The organism is Mesorhizobium sp. USDA 4413 (assembly GCF_056280365.1).
This window is the reverse complement of sequence record NZ_JBVPRP010000001.1, coordinates 2963815-2979839: the sequence shown is the minus strand read 5'-3', so window position 1 is coordinate 2979839 and position 16025 is coordinate 2963815. Positions and strand designations below refer to the sequence as shown.

13 protein-coding genes are annotated in these 16025 nt (G+C 64.3%); 5 read left to right on the top strand and 8 right to left on the bottom strand.

All coding sequences use genetic code 11. The features are described 5' to 3' along the window. Positions 1 to 1770 carry an acyl-CoA dehydrogenase family protein gene (locus ACVMIM_RS14265; protein WP_476112656.1) on the bottom strand — a complete coding sequence of 590 codons (1770 nt, stop codon included), beginning with the start codon at positions 1768 to 1770 and terminating at the stop codon, positions 1 to 3. Between the two features lie 197 nt (positions 1771 to 1967). On the opposite strand from ACVMIM_RS14265, the gene ACVMIM_RS14260 reads away from it, so the two are divergent. Then, on the top strand, positions 1968 to 2231 hold the full coding sequence (locus ACVMIM_RS14260; protein WP_476112654.1) for a hypothetical protein: 264 nt from the start codon (positions 1968 to 1970) through the stop codon (positions 2229 to 2231). Between the two features lie 132 nt (positions 2232 to 2363). After that, complete coding sequence (locus ACVMIM_RS14255; RefSeq protein ID WP_476112652.1) at positions 2364 to 2705, top strand: hypothetical protein; 342 nt, start codon at positions 2364 to 2366, stop codon at positions 2703 to 2705. 90 nt (positions 2706 to 2795) lie between these two features. On the opposite strand, the gene ACVMIM_RS14250 is transcribed toward ACVMIM_RS14255, so the two are convergent. The 6 genes from ACVMIM_RS14250 to ACVMIM_RS14225 form a co-directional block, all read right to left on the bottom strand. After that, entirely contained in the window at positions 2796 to 4415 is a 1620-nt protein-coding gene (locus ACVMIM_RS14250; RefSeq protein ID WP_476117222.1) for an FGGY-family carbohydrate kinase, read from the bottom strand. A 150-nt stretch (positions 4416 to 4565) separates the two neighbouring features. Next, a complete protein-coding gene (locus ACVMIM_RS14245) occupies positions 4566 to 5294 on the bottom strand; it encodes an SDR family oxidoreductase (RefSeq protein ID WP_476112650.1) in 729 nt (242 codons plus the stop codon). Positions 5295 to 5318: 24 nt separating this feature from the next. After that, complete coding sequence (locus ACVMIM_RS14240) at positions 5319 to 6575, bottom strand: sugar ABC transporter permease (protein WP_041002457.1); 1257 nt, start codon at positions 6573 to 6575, stop codon at positions 5319 to 5321. After that, complete coding sequence (locus tag ACVMIM_RS14235) at positions 6572 to 7408, bottom strand: ATP-binding cassette domain-containing protein (RefSeq protein WP_476112648.1); 837 nt, start codon at positions 7406 to 7408, stop codon at positions 6572 to 6574. The genes ACVMIM_RS14240 and ACVMIM_RS14235 overlap by 4 nt, the downstream gene beginning before the upstream one ends. A gap of 68 nt (positions 7409 to 7476) precedes the next feature. Beyond that, positions 7477 to 8559, bottom strand: coding sequence for an ABC transporter substrate-binding protein (locus ACVMIM_RS14230; protein ID WP_476112646.1), 1083 nt, complete (start codon positions 8557 to 8559; stop codon positions 7477 to 7479). Between the two features lie 295 nt (positions 8560 to 8854). Beyond that, a complete protein-coding gene (locus tag ACVMIM_RS14225) occupies positions 8855 to 9739 on the bottom strand; it encodes an AraC family transcriptional regulator (RefSeq protein ID WP_041002465.1) in 885 nt (294 codons plus the stop codon). 250 nt (positions 9740 to 9989) lie between these two features. Here ACVMIM_RS14225 and ACVMIM_RS14220 point away from each other — a divergent pair, with 250 nt between their 5' ends. Continuing rightward, positions 9990 to 11150, top strand: coding sequence for a glycoside hydrolase family 25 protein (locus ACVMIM_RS14220; RefSeq protein ID WP_476112644.1), 1161 nt, complete (start codon positions 9990 to 9992; stop codon positions 11148 to 11150). Between the two features lie 24 nt (positions 11151 to 11174). Here ACVMIM_RS14220 and ACVMIM_RS14215 read toward each other — a convergent pair whose 3' ends face one another. Continuing rightward, positions 11175 to 12017, bottom strand: coding sequence for an AraC family ligand binding domain-containing protein (locus ACVMIM_RS14215; protein WP_476112642.1), 843 nt, complete (start codon positions 12015 to 12017; stop codon positions 11175 to 11177). 247 nt (positions 12018 to 12264) lie between these two features. Here ACVMIM_RS14215 and melA point away from each other — a divergent pair, with 247 nt between their 5' ends. Then, positions 12265 to 13731 carry an alpha-galactosidase gene (gene melA, locus ACVMIM_RS14210; RefSeq protein ID WP_476112640.1) on the top strand — a complete coding sequence of 489 codons (1467 nt, stop codon included), beginning with the start codon at positions 12265 to 12267 and terminating at the stop codon, positions 13729 to 13731. Positions 13732 to 13836: 105 nt separating this feature from the next. After that, on the top strand, positions 13837 to 15915 hold the full coding sequence (locus ACVMIM_RS14205; RefSeq protein WP_476112638.1) for an ABC transporter substrate-binding protein: 2079 nt from the start codon (positions 13837 to 13839) through the stop codon (positions 15913 to 15915). Positions 15916 to 16025 lie beyond the last annotated feature (110 nt).

Below are 16025 nucleotides of genomic sequence, written 5' to 3'. Positions count from 1 at the left end.
TTAAGCGGAAATCAGCGCCTTACCGGCGGCGGCGAGGCTTTCGGCGCCGTCGATGACGCGCTCCTTCAAGGCGCGCGTCTCGCCGAGCAGGTTTTCGGCGAAGAAGCGGCAGAGCGGGATGCGGCCGCGGTCGGCGAGCCCCGCTTGCGCCAGATAGGCGCCGCCGGCGGCAAACGAGATCAGGCGCAAATAGGGCGTGGCGCCGGCCATCGCAGTGTCGGCCTTGCCCTCGGCCATCAGCTTCTGCAGGAAGCGTGTCGCCTCGTCGAGATCGGCCAGCGCGCAGTCGAGATTGTCGGCGGTGCGGCCGAAGCCGTCGATGTTGGAGGTGCGAACCGCATCGGCCGCCGCTTTCAACTCGCCGATATAGGAATGCACATGTTCGCCGCCGCCGAGCGCCAGCTTTCGCGCCACGAGGTCGATCGCCTGGATGCCGTTCGTGCCTTCATAGATCGGCGCGATGCGCGCGTCGCGGTAAAGGGCCGCGGCACCTGTCTCCTCGATGAAGCCCATGCCGCCATGAACCTGGACACCCAGCGAGGCGACCTCGACGCCGACCTCGGTGGAGAAGGCTTTGGCGAGCGGCGTCAGCAGGCTGGCGCGGTCATGCCATTTGGCCCCTGCCTCGCCCTCGCCGACGCGCGCGCGGTCGATCGCATGCGCGCAGGAATAGCTGATCGAGCGCGCGATCTGGGTCAGCGCCTTCATGGTGAGCAGATTGCGCTGCACGTCCGGGTGATAGACGATCGGCGCCATGCCGGAGCCCGAATAATCCGAGGCCTTGCCCTGGCGGCGCTCATTGGCATAGGCGATCGCCTTTTGCGTGGCGGTCTCGGCGACGGCCACGCCCTGCATGCCGACAGCGAGGCGGGCGTTGTTCATCATGGTGAACATGCAGGCCAGCCCCTTGTTTTCCTCGCCAATCAGCCAGCCGATGGCGCCGGGCGTCGCGCCCTGAAAACCGTCGCCATAGATCATGGTGCAGGTCGGCGAGGCATGGATGCCGAGCTTGTGCTCGAGGCCCGAACAGAAGACGTCGTTACGGGCGCCGAGCGAGCCGTCGTCATTGACGAAGAACTTCGGCACCAGAAACAGCGAGATGCCGCGCGTGCCGGCGGGCGCGTCGGGCAACCTCGCCAGCACCAGATGCACGATGTTGTCGGTGAAATCGTGCTCGCCATAGGTGATGAAGATCTTCTGGCCGAAGATGCGATAGGTGCGGTCGCCGACCGGCTCGGCGCGTGTACGCAAGGCCGCGAGGTCCGAGCCTGCCTGCGGCTCGGTCAGATTCATCGTGCCCATCCACTCGCCCGAGACGAGTTTTGCGAGGTATTTGGCCTTGAGTTCCTCGGAGGCGTGTTTGTCGAGCGCCTCGACCGCGCCCATGGTCAGCGTCGGGCCAATGCCGAAGGCCATGGCGGCGGAATTCCACATTTCGAGCGCGGCGACGCCGAGCATGCTCGGCAGGCCCTGGCCGCCGAATTCCTCAGGACCGGACAGCGCGTTCCAGCCGCCCTCAATCCAGCGCCGGTAAAGCTCCTTCCAGCCGGGCGGCGTGATGACGGCCGCATCCTTCAGCACTGCGCCACGCTCGTCGCCGATCTTATAGAGAGGAGCGATCTCCTCGCTGGCGAAGCGCCCGGCCTCGGCCAAGATCGCATTGACAATATCCTCGCCGAGATCGCCGAAAATGCCAGCGTCCAGTGCAGGCTTCAGCCCCGCTACGTGCTTGAGCGTAAAGGCGATGTCCTCGACCGGCGCGCGATACATGTCTGCTCCTCCTCCCTTCCGGCCAAACCTAGCGTCTGACCGAAGCGAAACCATGCGTCGATTTCGCGCCTTCTTTTTACGTAAACGTCAAACTTTGTCACGCGGATTTTGCATAGACTTCGTCATGGACGGGCGAGAGCGCAGCGGACGCGTAGACCCGAGGGGTAAGTGTCTCAGTTTGAAATTTGCACGTCCGCATGAGCGGTATCGCCTATGCCGCCGAACTCCCATATGCTCGCCATATGAGTGAACAAACCAACGATTCTGGTGACATTATCACTGCGCTCCTCCGCCAAGCGGCAGAGGCACGAATTGAAGCTGCCTCGGCTATGGTTGAGGCGCTGTCGACGGGCGACCCGGAAATCTGGGAACCAACTCCCGAGAAAATAGCGAAGTGGGAAGCCGAGTTGGATGAAGCGAAGGCCGAATTAGCGGATTTGACCAAAGCCAACCCGACCTAAACGCCAGAAGCGACGCACCGACGTGATCGGCAACGCCGTCCGCGTCATGCGCATTGCCACTCAAGAGGAAGCCGCCGACATTCCGTCAATCAGATAATCGCCACAAAAAAGCGGGGAGCGTAAGGCGAAGGGATGCGAGAGGAAGAACGGCGTTGTATCATCCGCTCACTGGTTGAATTCGATCGGTCGGTTGCCGAACTTGAAACGCTCCTAGCGCCGTTGGATTGGGACCATCCAAAACCGCTGGTCAGGCTAACCTACGACCGCATTCGAAGCGTTCTCTTGCGCTTTCTGGCTGGGAAGCTTGGCGCCAAGGACGTGGAGGAATGGGCGGATCTCGTTGAATTGCGGGATGACATCGATTTCGCGGATGCGCGGACGCAAGAGGTGATCCACATGCTATCCACACCGCAAATCCACCTTCCTATCGACGGTCACCTTGCGCGGCTTCTCCTCTCGCCAAGTTCAAACTGACCCACTACGCAGGGCCGAAGGCACGTTGCCGCAGGAGCCGGCGCCCGATCCGTTCGAGGTTCCCTCGCTCTTCCGGCGCTGACACTCTACTCAACGTATGGTGCGACCCACCGCCTGGAGCGCCAGGAAGGCTTCGTAACGCTTGTCGTGCCACGCCCGCATGGCGCCGTTCGCAGGTGTGAAAACGTTACCCAGCCGGGACATGGCAGGCATGGCGCTCGAAAGGTCGGGGTAACGCCCGGCCGCGACAGCCCCGAGCATCGCAGCACCCAGCAGCACCGGTTCGGGCGATTGCGACGCGGCGACCGCCAAGCCGGCGGCGTCGGCAAGCAGTTGGCGCACCAGCGGCGATTGCCCGGCGCCGCCGCTGATGACGATGGTATCGACGGCAAGACCGGACGACGCCATCGCCGCCACGATCTGACGCACGCCATAGCCGAGGCCGCAAAGCCCGGCCACGTAAAGGCCGACGAGACTTTCGACGGAACGGTCGGTGCCGAGCCCGGCGATCAGGCCGCGCGCATCGGGGTCGGCCAAAGGCGAACGATTGCCGAGGAATTCGGGCACGACATGGATGCTTCCCGCGAGCGTGGCGGCGGCCGACAGGTCAGGCGAGCCCGCCGTGGCGGCAGCGGCGAGCCAATCGACCAGCGATGTGCCTTCGGCCGCGGCGCGCGCGGAAGCCTCGGCCGCGGCCGGATGAAAATGCACCAGCAGATCGATGGCCGCGCCGGCCGCCGACTGGCCGCCCTCGCTCAGCCAGAGCCCCGGCACCATGGCGGAATAATAGGGCCCCCACACCCCCGGCACGAAGGCCGGGCCTTCGCTGCTTGCCATGGTGCAGGCCGAGGTGCCGAGCACATAGGCCATGCGCGAGGAGACGGTGCCGGCGTCGCCCGCGGCGCCCACGGTGCCGACGCCGCCGGCATGGGCGTCGATCAATCCGGCAGCGACGACCGTGCCCGCGACCAGTCCCAATTCAGCGGCCGCCGCTTCCGTCAGGCCGCCGCCCAGCGCCGTGCCGGGATCGACCACGTCGGTCCCGATGCGGGCAAAGCCTTCATCGGCGAGCTCTCCAAGGCCCACGGCATGGAAATAGCTTTCGTCCCAGCGCCGGTCGTGGCCGAGATAGGTCCATTTGCAGGCGAGCGTGCAGACCGAGCGGGCAAGGCTGCCAGTGGCGCGCCAGGTGAGGTAATCGGCGAGATCGAAGAAATGCCTCGCTCCGGCGAAGGTTCGGGGGAGATTTTCCTTCAGCCACAATAGCTTCGGCGTCTCCATTTCCGGCGAGATGACGCCGCCGACATAATCGAGGACGGGATGCCTAAGGGCGTTGATGCGCCTGGTCTGGTCGAGGGCGCGGTGATCCATCCAGACGATGATGTTCCTGTCGCTGTCTCCCGAACGGCCGACCGGCAAGGGCTCGCCGTCGTCGCCTACCACCACAAGCGAACAGGTCGCGTCGAAGCCGATGCCGCCGATCTCCCGCGGGTCCGCACCCGATTTCGCGACCGCCTCGCGCACACTGGCGCAGACCGCCTGCCAGATATCGCGGCTCGACTGCTCGGCGATCTCGCCGGGCTCGATGAAGAGCGCAATGTCGCGCTTGGCGGAAGCGAGCAGCTCGCCGCGCTCGTCAAAGACGCCGGCGCGCGCGCTGCCGGTGCCGACATCGATGCCGAGGAAGTGGGAAGGCATGGGGGACCTCAGAAATAGGGCAGTAGGGCAGTAGGGCAGTAGGGCAGTAGGGCAGTAGGGCAGTAGGGCAGTAGGAGATTGTCAGTCGTGAGCGGTCGGTCGCAAGGGCGAAGGCCCTTCACCTACTGCCGTACTGCCCTACTGCCCTACTGCCCTACTTCCTCACAAATCATTGCTCTGCGGCAGGATCACCAGATCCCGAATGGTGATGTTTCTCGGCCGCGTCAGCATGAACAGGACGGCGTCGGCGACCTCGGTCGGCTGCATCAGCCCGCCGGCCGCCAGCTCGTCCTCGAGCTTCTGCTTCGGCCAGTCGCTGATCAGCGCCGTCACCACCGGCCCCGGCGCCACGGCGCCGACGCGCAGCCCGTGCTTGGCGACCTGCCGGCGCAGCGTATGGACGAAGGCCTGTATGGCATGTTTCGAGGCCGTGTAGACCGGCTCCCAGACGACAGGGACGAGGCCGGCGATCGAACTGGTGACGATGATGTCGCCGGTCTTGCGTCCGACCATATGCGGCAGCACGGCGTGCACGGAGCGGAACACTGAATTGATGTTGAGGTTCAGCATGCGATCCCAGGCGTCGGGATCGCCATCGAGGATCTCGCCGCCGACATAGGAGCCGGCATTGGCGTGGAAGATGTCGAGCTGGCCGGTCTTGTCGAGGATCGCAGGCATCATGGTCGCCACGCTGGGGGGGCTGGTGAGATCGACCACCAGCGGGATCGCGCCGTCGCCGAGCTCGGCGACGACCTCCTTCAGCCTGTCCTCCGCGCGGTCGACCAGCACGACGCGGGCGCCGGCGGCAAGCATCGCCCTGGCGCATTCGAGGCCGATGCCCGATGCCGCGCCGGTGACCGCGGCGATTTTTCCCGAAAGATTGTGAGCCATGTGTACCCTTCTCGTTTGAACTGTTCAGGCGCGGCCGTGCGAGGCACGGGAGCGGCGCGCAAGGGAGTCGACGATCACGGCGATGGCGAGAACGGCACCGGTGATCATGTAACGAAGCGACGAAGACAGATCGAGCAGCGTGAGCCCGCTGGCGATCGACTGGATGACGATGATGCCGAGCAGCGCGGAATAGGCGCTGCCGCGGCCGCCAAACAGGCTGGTGCCGCCGATGACCGCGGCCGCGATCGCATTCAGGTTCACGTCGCCGGTGCCGGCCTGCTGGCTTGCGGAAGCGAGCCGCGCGGCCGCAAGCACGCCGCCCAGCGCGGCAAAGAACGAGCACAGCGCGAAGGCGCTGAGATAGATGGCGCGCACCTTGATGCCGGCGCGCCGCGCCGCCTCGCGGTTGCCGCCGACGGCGGTCATCGAACGCCCCCATTTGGTCCGGGTCAGCGCATAGTTCATCGCCACGACGAGGCCGACGAACAGGCCGAACATCCACGGAATGCCACGCGACTGATTGAGGTAGGCGACGATCAGCTCGAGGCCGATGGTGATGGCGGCGACGCGCAGGATGAGCCCGGCCACGGACGGCGTCGACAGGTTTGCTGCGCGGCGGCGCGCGAAGGTGCGGAGCCCGCTGACCAGCATCGCCAGGCCCGGGATCGCCGCCAGCGTGTGCGAGACCCATTTCGGCATCACCATCAACTGGCCGAAATCCACCAGCGCCGAGCCGTATGGCAGGTTGATCGAGCCGGTCGAGCCGAGGATGTAGAGCTGCATGCCCAGCACCGCGAGCAGGCCGGCAAGCGTCGAAACGAAGCTCGGCATGCCGAGCCGGTTGAAGAGCAGCGCATAGAGCGAGCCGATCAGGGCGCCGAAGGCCAACGCTGCGAGGATTGCGAGCGCGACCGGCCAGCCCTGGTTGACCCAGAGCGTGCCGACCATCGCCGAAGCGAAGCCGCTGATCGAGCCGACGGAAAGGTCGATCTCGCCGACCATCAGCACGCAGACGATGCCGAGCGCGATGACGCCGACGGTCGAGCAGTCGAACAGGAGATTGACCAGATTGCTGCTGGACACGAACACCGGGTTGAGGCTGGTGAAGACGGTCCAGATCACCACGAGGCCGACGATGACTGGCAGCGAGCCCAGATCGCCGCTGCGCACGCGATCGAGAAAGGCGCGGACCGCTCCGCCGATGCCGGCTTCATGCCTCACGCGCGCATCGGCACGGTCGAGCGCCAGCGGGGCGGAGGCGCTTTGCTTGAGGTTCGTCATGGGCGTTGCTCCCCGGCCTGTACGCTGCCGCTATGATCGCGCTCCGCCCGCAGGCGCTCGGCTCGACGCGACACCGCGTTGTTGGACGCGCCGGTGATGGCGCTCACCAGATCCTGGTTCGAGGCGTCGGGCTCGAAGACGCCGTTGTTGCGCCCCAGCCTGAGCACCACGATGCGGTCGGCGACGGCGCGGACATCTTCCATGTTGTGGCTGATCATCACGACGCCCAGGCCGCGGGCGCGGACGCGGTCGATAAGATTGAGCACCTCGGCCGTCTGGGCGACGCCGAGGGCCGCGGTCGGCTCATCGAGCAGGATGAGTTTCGGCTCGAGCAGCAGCGAGCGCGCGATGGCGACCGTCTGGCGCTGACCGCCGGACAACGAGGCGACCGCCTCGCGCACGCTCGGGATACGCGCCGACAATTCGTTGAGCAGCGTCCAGGCGCGCATCTCCATCGCCACCTCGTCCAGCCGCAGGGGGCTGAGTTCGTTGCCGAGGAAGATGTTGGCGACCACGTCGAGGTTCTCGCAGAGCGCGAGATCCTGGAAGACCGTGGCGATGCCGAGCGTCAGGGCCGCGCGCGGATCGGGCAGCGTGACCGGCCTGCCGCGGAAATTGATCGTTCCCGAGCTCGGCTGATGCACGCCGGCCAGGATCTTGACCAGCGTCGACTTGCCCGCACCATTGTCGCCGACCAGGGCTACGACCTCGCCGGCATGGACGTCGAAATCGATATCGGTCAGCGCCGAGACCGCGCCGAAATTCTTCGATATGCCGCGCAGGCTGAGCACCAGCTCGCCGACGGAAGCCGACCTTTCAGGACTCTCGCTCATGCACCGCCTTTCTTGACAGTCGTTCCATGGACATCCGGCCGCCCGACGGGCGGCCGGATGCTCTATGATCAGTTGGTGATGCCGAGCTTCTTGCAGCCCTCGACATAACGATCGACGCAGAGTTCCGCCGCCGTGTTGATCTTCTTGTCGATGATCTCGGCCTTGAGGTTCTCCTGCGTCACCACCGCAGGCGTGAAGAGCTGCGAGGGCGTGTCGTAGAGCGTCATCTCGGCTTTCGGCTTCTCGCCCGACAACAGCTTGACGGCAACGTTGGCCGCGGCGGCCGCAACGATCTCGCTCGGCTTGGAGATGGTGTTGTACTGGTCGCCGGCAATGATCAGCTGCAGGGCAGCGATGGTCGCGTCGTTGCCGGTCACCGGCGGAACCGGATCGACGCCGGCCGCCTTGAAGGCAGCGATCGCGCCGCCGCCGGTGCCGTCATTGGCGGCGACGACACCGAGGATCTTGGTGCCGAAGCGGGTGATCTGGCCGCTCGCCCATTGCTGGGCCTTCGGCGGCGCCCATTCCGGTGTGTCGAACTCGGCCAGGATCGGATAGCCGCTGTTGTCGAGGCCCTCATGGATGCCCTTCTTGATCAGGCCGGCGGCGGCATCGGTCGGCGAGCCGTTGATCTGCAGCAGGCCGCCGTTGGCCGGATCGACCTTGAGTGCCTTCAGATGCTCGACCAGGGAATCCGCGATCGCCTTGCCGATGCCTTCATTGTTGAAGGACACGTAGAAATCGGCGGGCGCCGTCGGGATTGGCCGGTCATAAGCGATGACCTTGACGCCCTGGCTTTGCGCGAGTTTCACCAGCGAGGCGGCGGCGGTCGAATCGACCGGGTCGAGCACGATTGCCTTGGCGCCTTGCGAGATTGCCGAATTGAACTGCTGCTGCTGGCGCGCCGCATCGGCATCGGCGTTCTGATAGATCACCTTGCAGCCCGGGCAGAGCTTCTTCATCTCGGCGACGAAGCCGGGATAATCGTGCTGCTCGTAGCGGGTGGATGCCTGGTCGGGCATCAGGAAGGCAACCGTGGCGTCGGTGACCGTGTCGGCGAGCGCCGCGGTGCTGCCGAGCAGCGAGACCGCGAAAACGGCCGCGATAGTCGATTTCAAGGCAAACGGCGATTTCCAAGCATGTCTGGTCATTCGAATGTCTCCGTTTCGAGAAATGGTTTCACGAGCGCCTGCGCGGTGGATCACGCGTCAGGCCTTGACTGCATGTCGAACCTGTTGAAAGGAGTATGATGGCGGCTGAGGATCGCTAGATCCCGATAACCACGCAGACATCCTCCCGAACGTGCTGGATTTCGGCAAACGAACCCCAGCACAGGGTGCCCTGCACCCCGCGTCTTTCCTTCCCTGAGTGTTTCTTTGTTTGATGCATTTCCGGACGAAAATTCTTCAGACCGGAATGCTTTAGGCTCCTCCCGCTTCCTCCCTGTTAGGCGGCAATCTCCGCGTTGATGTTCTCAGCCAGCAAGGCCCTGAAGCGCGAAGGCGACATGCCTTTCTGCGCCAGGAACTGGCGATTGAAATTCGAGATGTTGTTGTAGCCGGCGGCGTAGCAGATCTCGGTGATGGACATCTGTGCCTCGCTCATCAAGAGCTGGCAGGCGAGGTTGATGCGCAGCCGGTTGACATACTGCACCAGCGCCATGCCGGTGTGGCGGCGGAAGCTGCGCGAGAAGGCGCTCGGGCTGCGCCCGGCGATCTCGGCGAGCGTGCCTTCGCTGAAGGGCTCGGTCAGGTGGCAATTGATATAGGCGAGCGCCTGGTTGATGCCGGCCGACATGAAACCCGAAGGGTCGGGCAGATAGCCGGCGCTGGCCAGGGTGCGGACGTCGCTGGCGCGGTTCAAGATGTCGAGCACGGCCATGAACAGCGACAGGCGGCGAACGCCTTGCGCCTCGGTCAGTTCCGCCAGCAAAGGCGCCGCGAGCTCAGCCGTCGCCGGCGAGAACAGCGCGCCGCGGCGGCTGGTCTCAAGGATGCCGGCGCAGGCGGCAAGCTCGGGCAAGGCGGCGGAGGCGCCGGCGATGAATTCTTCCGAGAACTGGACGACGCGGCCACGCAGCGGCACGGTCTCGCCCGGCGGCACGTCGCTGACCCAGTTGTGCGGCAGATTAGGCCCGGTGAGCACCAGATTGCCCGGCTCGAACTCGCCGATGAAGTCCCCGACGAAATAACGGCCGGTGGTGGCGACGACCAGATGCAGTTCGTATTCGGGATGGAAGTGCCAGCGGACAGTGCGGAAAGGATAGCCGTGGGCCCAGGCCTTGAACGACTCTCCCTGTCTGATCTGGACGACTTCCAGGTCCGGATTCATGTTCGTTTTCCTCCCGCGCGGGTCCGGTCTTGTGACCGGTTGCTGCGCTTCGTTCGGCGGACCCGTGTATTCCCACTGGCCGCCGCGATTGAAAGCTTAGGCGGCAATTGAAGCGCCTGCCACCACGGCTTGTCCACCCGACCGATACTTTTTTGACGTTTTGGAGCAGACCGGAGCAAGCCGATGTTGTGAAGCACTTCCTTAACCATAGCGGTTCAGGATCGCCCTCTGGTCAGTGGGGACACCCTGATTGAAAAAGCCGGCGCGCCCTCTTCGCCGCCTGGCGCTTCTCGCTGCGGCGGTTGCGCTGAGCACGGCGGCAAAGGCCTCGGATTTCTCCGAGCCGTGGAAGAATGCTGACCGCCCTCTGGTGATCGACGCGTACGAATACAATTCCATCGACTGGCAGCAGCTCGTCACCGACAAGCGCGTCGTCGGCTTCATCAACAAGGCGTCCGATGGGCTGCCGCCGCCCTATTTCTGCTTCGGCAGCGAGACCGACGTCAAACTGTGCAAAACGCTGTGGAAGCGCCATGCGGTGACGCGCGAATTGTTCCAGACGCGCAAGGTCGTGGCCAAAGCGCTTGGCCTGAGATGGGGCGCCTATCACCTCGCCAGGCCCGGCAGCCCGGTCGAGCAGGCCAATAATTTCATCGATTTCGCGGAACCGGCGCCGGATGAGCTGATGGCTCTCGACATCGAAGGCATCGATCCAACGCAATGGATGTCGCTGGAGGACGCCGAGGAATTCGTGCGCCAGGTGCATCGCCGCCTCGGCCGCTTCCCGGTGCTCTATGTCAACGGCAAGACCGCCCAATATATCGCCGACAACCGTTACCAGTATCGGCTGCTGTCGCGGCTGCCGCTCTGGTATGCGCGCTATAAGCCCGACATCGACGTGCATTTCCCGATGGGCAACTGGCAGGGCTATACGCTCTGGCAATTCTCGGCGCAGGCCAATTGCGGCCGTTTCTCCTGCCCCTACCGCGTGCCCGGCACGCCCAACGACATCGACGTCAGCGTCGCGCCGATGAGCGCCGACGAGCTGCGCCGGCAATGGGCCTTTGGCGGGCTGCTCGACGTGCCGTCCGACTATCTCGCCTCGATCCCGGTGCCGATACCGCGCGAGGCAGCGCTCGCCGGGAAGGTCACCATCACCTATGCCGATGTGGCGACGCCCCCGACCTTCGAGGAGATGGTGGCCGTGCTCGGTGCGCGTTGGGAAAGATTCCGTGACGGGTTCCGCATGCCGGTGGTGAAGACGGTGCCGCGGCGTGCCATCTTCGGCATCGTGCAATATGTCGCCTGGAAACGCTCCGGACAGCGCACGCCCGAGCAGATCGACGCGGCCTTTGCCGCGGCCGATCCGGTCAGCACCGCTTCGACCGCGCTGGATAGCGCCAAGCGCTGACTTCTTCCAAAAGCTTTGAAGCCATCAGCGATGATTGCCGAGGCTGGCATACATGCCGGTGGTGCGGAACTGCGTCGGGTTGATGCCGTAGCAGCGGCGGAAAACCTTGGAGAAGTAGTTCGCATCCTCGAAGCCGCACAGCACCGCGACCTCCTTCACCGGCAGGAAATCCGCCTTGGTGAGCAGCTTCGCCGCGCGCTGCAGGCGCTGCTGCAGGACGAATTCGGCCGGCGGCAGTCCTTCGCTCTCGGCAAAGCAGCGCGAGAAATGGGCGCGGCTGAGGCCGCTGATCTCGACAAGCTCCGCCACAGGCAGCGGCCTGTCGAGATTGGCGTTGATGTGGTCGATGACCGGCTGCATGGCGCTCTGCTTCTCGGCGAAGGCATGCGAGCCGAAGACATCGTCATAGAGCGCCATCGCCGCCTCATAGGCGATCGCCGAGGCAGCGCCCGGCGAAGCAGCGCCCTTGATCAGCCGCAGGCTGCAATCGGCAAGGTGATCGATGGTCGCCGGCTGCAGCCGGAACACCGGGCCCGAGACGCTCAGGATCGACTTGTGGATGCGCAGCGCCTCCTCGCCATTCATCGAGATCCAGAAATATTCCCAGCGATCGCCCTTGGCCAACCAGTAGCGGTGGTTGTGCGGCACCAGAACCAGCAGCGTGTCGTTCGCCTGCAGGCGATAGTTGCGGCTCTCGTAGCGCAGCTGACCGGTGCCGCTGATCGTGTGCTGGAGGACGGTGAACGGTGTCTGGCCGCGCTTTCGCCCGTCCCAGTCGTAGGTTTCGTCCTCGCGCAGCTCGTAGCCCGTGCTGGTCGGCATGGCATGCAGGCGCTGGCGGCCGCGCGGCAGCGAGATCGTCCGCATCAGCTTTCCATTGGCGATTAGGTCCCGCAGCACAAAATTACCCTCGAAAGCATAATCCTTCTCTGGTCGCGCCGGCGAATAAGCGCATAATCAGGCCCTCAAGAACGCGAAAGACCCGCGGTCGAGGAGCGGGCAGGAGGAGAAAAAGCCGGATTTCCGGCTTTGAATGGCATGCGCGCTGTCGCGTGCGGCCGTATCCTCCTCCGTTGCTCCTTGCCTAGCATTCGAACGGATCGAGGTGAAGGTGATGAGTTTCAAAATCGCTATTATCGGCGCCGGCAGCGTCGGCTTCACCAAGAAGCTGTTCACCGACATCCTCTGCGTGCCTGAATTCAAGGACATCGAATTCGCGCTGACCGATGTCAGCGAGCACAATCTCGGGATGATCAAGGCGATCCTCGACCGGATCGTCGAGGCGAACAAATTGCCGACGAAAGTGACGGCGACCACGAACCGCCGCGAGGCGCTGGAGGGCGCGCGCTACATCATCAGCTGCGTGCGCGTCGGCGGGCTCGAAGCCTATGCCGACGACATCCGCATTCCGCTGAAATATGGCATCGACCAATGCGTCGGCGACACGATCTGCGCCGGCGGCATTCTCTACGGCCAGCGCAACATCCCGGTGATCCTCGACTTCTGCAAGGATATTCGCGAGGTCGCCGCGACCGGCGCCAAGTTCCTCAACTACGCCAACCCGATGGCGATGAACACCTGGGCGGCGCTCGAATACGGTAAGGTCGACACGGTCGGGCTCTGTCACGGCGTGCAGCACGGCGCCGAGCAGATCGCCGAGGTGCTCGGCGCGAAGTCGCCAAGCGAGCTCGACTATATCTGTTCCGGCATCAACCACCAGACCTGGTTCATCGAGCTCAGGCTGAACGGCCGGACGATCGGCAAGGACGAGCTGGTCGCCGCCTTCGAGGCGCACCCGGTCTATTCGAAGCAGGAGAAGCTGCGCATCGACGTGCTGAAGCGCTTCGGCGTCTATTCGACCGAAAGCAACGGACATCTTTCCGAATATCTGCCCTGGTACCGCAAGCGCCCCGAGGAGATCACACGCTGGATCGACATGTCCGACTGGATCCATGGCGAGACCGGCGGCTATCTGCGCTATTCGACCGAGACCCGCAACTGGTTCGAGACGGAATATCCGCAATTCCTCGAAGCGGCCTCGAAGCCGATCGACTCGGCAAAGCGCTCCAACGAGCATGCCAGCCACATCCTCGAAGCGCTGGAGACCAACCGCGTCTATCGCGGCCACTTCAACGTCAAGAACAACGGCGTGATCACCAACCTGCCGCAGGACGCCATCATCGAATCGCCCGGCTTCGTCGACCGTTTCGGCATCAACATGGCGGCCGGCATCACGCTGCCGGAGGCGTGCGCGGCCACCTGCATGGCCTCGATCAATGTCCAGCGCATGTCGGTGCACGCCGCGATCGCCGGCGATATAGACCTGTTGAAACTCGCCGTGCTGCACGACCCTCTGGTGGGTGCCGTGTCGACGCCGGAGGAGGTCTGGCAGATGGTGGACGAGATGGTCGTCGCCCAGGCGCAGTGGCTGCCGCAATATGCGCATGCCGTTCCGGCCGCGAAGGAGCGGCTTTCCAAATCCAAGGTCAAGACCCGCGAATGGGCGGGTGCCGCGCGGCGCAGCGTGCGCTCGATCGAGGAATTGCGCGCCGAAAAGGCGGCACTCAAACAGGCCGGCTGATGTCGCCGGCAGGCAGGCGGACATGCAGGGGCGCGTCCGCCGGATCAGCCGTCCAGAAACAAGAGGCGGGCAGCAGCAGGCGTCCAAAACAACTGGGAGGAGACGATGAGGACCTTACGCAGACTTGGCTTTGCCGCCGGACTGGCGATGAGCGTTGCCATTCCGGCATACGCCTTCGCATCCGAGCCGACGATCCCGCCCGAGCCGGCGACGTTTCCGGCCGAAGGCAAGATCCACTATGTGGCGCGCGACTCCATTCTGGAGTTCAAGGCGCTGCCCGAATATCACGAGCCGGACTGGGTGAGAGAGAAATACGTCAAGACCGGCAAGCTGCCGGCGGTCAAGGACCGGCTGCCCAAGGAGCCGCTGGTCTTCAAGACCGCCAACATGCCCGACGGCATCGGCGTCTATGGCGATACGATGCGCCATGTCATCGGCGGCCGGCCGGAGGGCTGGAACTACGGCGCCGGCCAGACGCAAGGTTGGGGCGGCATCGACATCGGGCTCTCCGAATGTCTGACGCGCACCGCACCGCTGTTCCAGGTCGAGGCGAAGGATACCGAGCCGCTGCCGAACCTCGCCAAGAGCTGGGAGTGGTCGAAGGACGGCCACAAGCTGACCATGCATCTGATCGAAGGCGCCAAATGGTCCGACGGCGTCCCGTTCAATGCCGACGACGTCATGTTCTACTGGGACGACGAGGTCGTCGATCCGAACGTCTCGCCGCTGAACGGCGCGACCCCGGAAACCTTCGGTGTCGGCACGACGCTGAAGAAGATCGACGATTACACCGTCGAGTGGACCTTCAAGGAGGCGTTCCCGCGGCAATATCTCTACGCAATGGCCTATGGCACGTTCTGCCCCGGTCCGTCGCATATCCTGAAGCCTCAGCATCCGAAATATTCGAAGAACACCTACGACCAGTTCAAGAACGCCTTCCCGCCGGAATATATGAACATGCCGGTGATGGGCGCCTGGGTGCCGGTCGAATATAGGCCGGACGACATCATCGTGATGCGCCGCAATCCCTATTATTGGAAGGTCGACGAGAAGGGCAACCAGCTGCCCTACCTCAACGAGCTGCAATACAAGCTCTCGACCTGGGCCGACCGCGACGTCCAGGCTGTTGCCGGCTCGGGCGACTTCTCCAACCTCGAGCAGCCCGAGAATTTCGTTGCCTCGCTGAAGCGCGCTGCCGACCCGAACGCGCCGGCGCGCCTTGCCTTCGGCCCGCGCCTCATCGGCTACAATCTGCGCATGAATTTTTCTGCCAATGGCTGGGGCAACCCGGACGAGCGCGGCCAGGCGATCCGCGAGTTGAATCGCAACGAGGACTTCCGCAAGGCCGTAACCATGGCGCTCGACCGCAAGGCGCTGGGCGACTCGCTGGTCAAGGGACCGTTCACCGCCATCTATCCCGGCGGCTTCTCCTCGGGCACCAGCTTCTACGACCGCAAATCGACCGTCTACTATCCCTTCGACCTCGAGGGGGCCAAGGCCTTGCTCGCCAAGGCCGGCCTCAAGGACACTGACGGCGACGGCATCGTGAATTTCCCGGCCGGCACCGCCGGCGGCAAGGATGTCGAGATCGTGATGCTGGTCAACAACGACTACACGACCGACAAGAGCCTTGCCGAAGGCGTTGTCGCGCAGATGGAAAAGCTGGGGATCAGGGTCGTGCTCAACGGGCTCAACGGCACCCAGCGTGACGCCACTCAATATTCCGGCCGCTTCGACTGGCTGATCCGGCGCAACGATCAGGAGCTGACCTCGGTCGTGCAGAACACCGAGCAACTCGCGCCGGTCGGCCCGAAGACCAGCTGGAACCACCGGGCGCCGGAAAGCGGCGAGGTCGACATGATGCCCTTCGAGAAGGACCTCGTCGACATCGTCAACAAGTTCGTGTCGACGCAGGACAACGACCAGCGCGCCGAGTTGATGAAGAAGTTCCAGAAGATCTCGACCGAGCATGTCTATAATGTCGGCCTGACGGAATATCCCGGCGCGCTGATCGTCAACAAGCGCTTTTCCAACATCCCGCAGGGCACGCCGATCTTCATGTTCAACTGGGCCGAGGACTCGATCATCCGCGAGCGCGTCTTCGTCAAGGCGGACAAACAGGCCAAGTACGAACTCTTCCCCGAGGAGCTTCCCGGCAAGCCCGGAGACAAGGGCCCGATGTAAGGTTTACCTCCCCTGACCGAGGAACCCGGCCGCGCCGCGGCGCGGCCGGGTCAGACCAAACCTGCGAACGCTCCGCAACGGAGCGACCGGCAAGAAGGAAGCGGACCGCC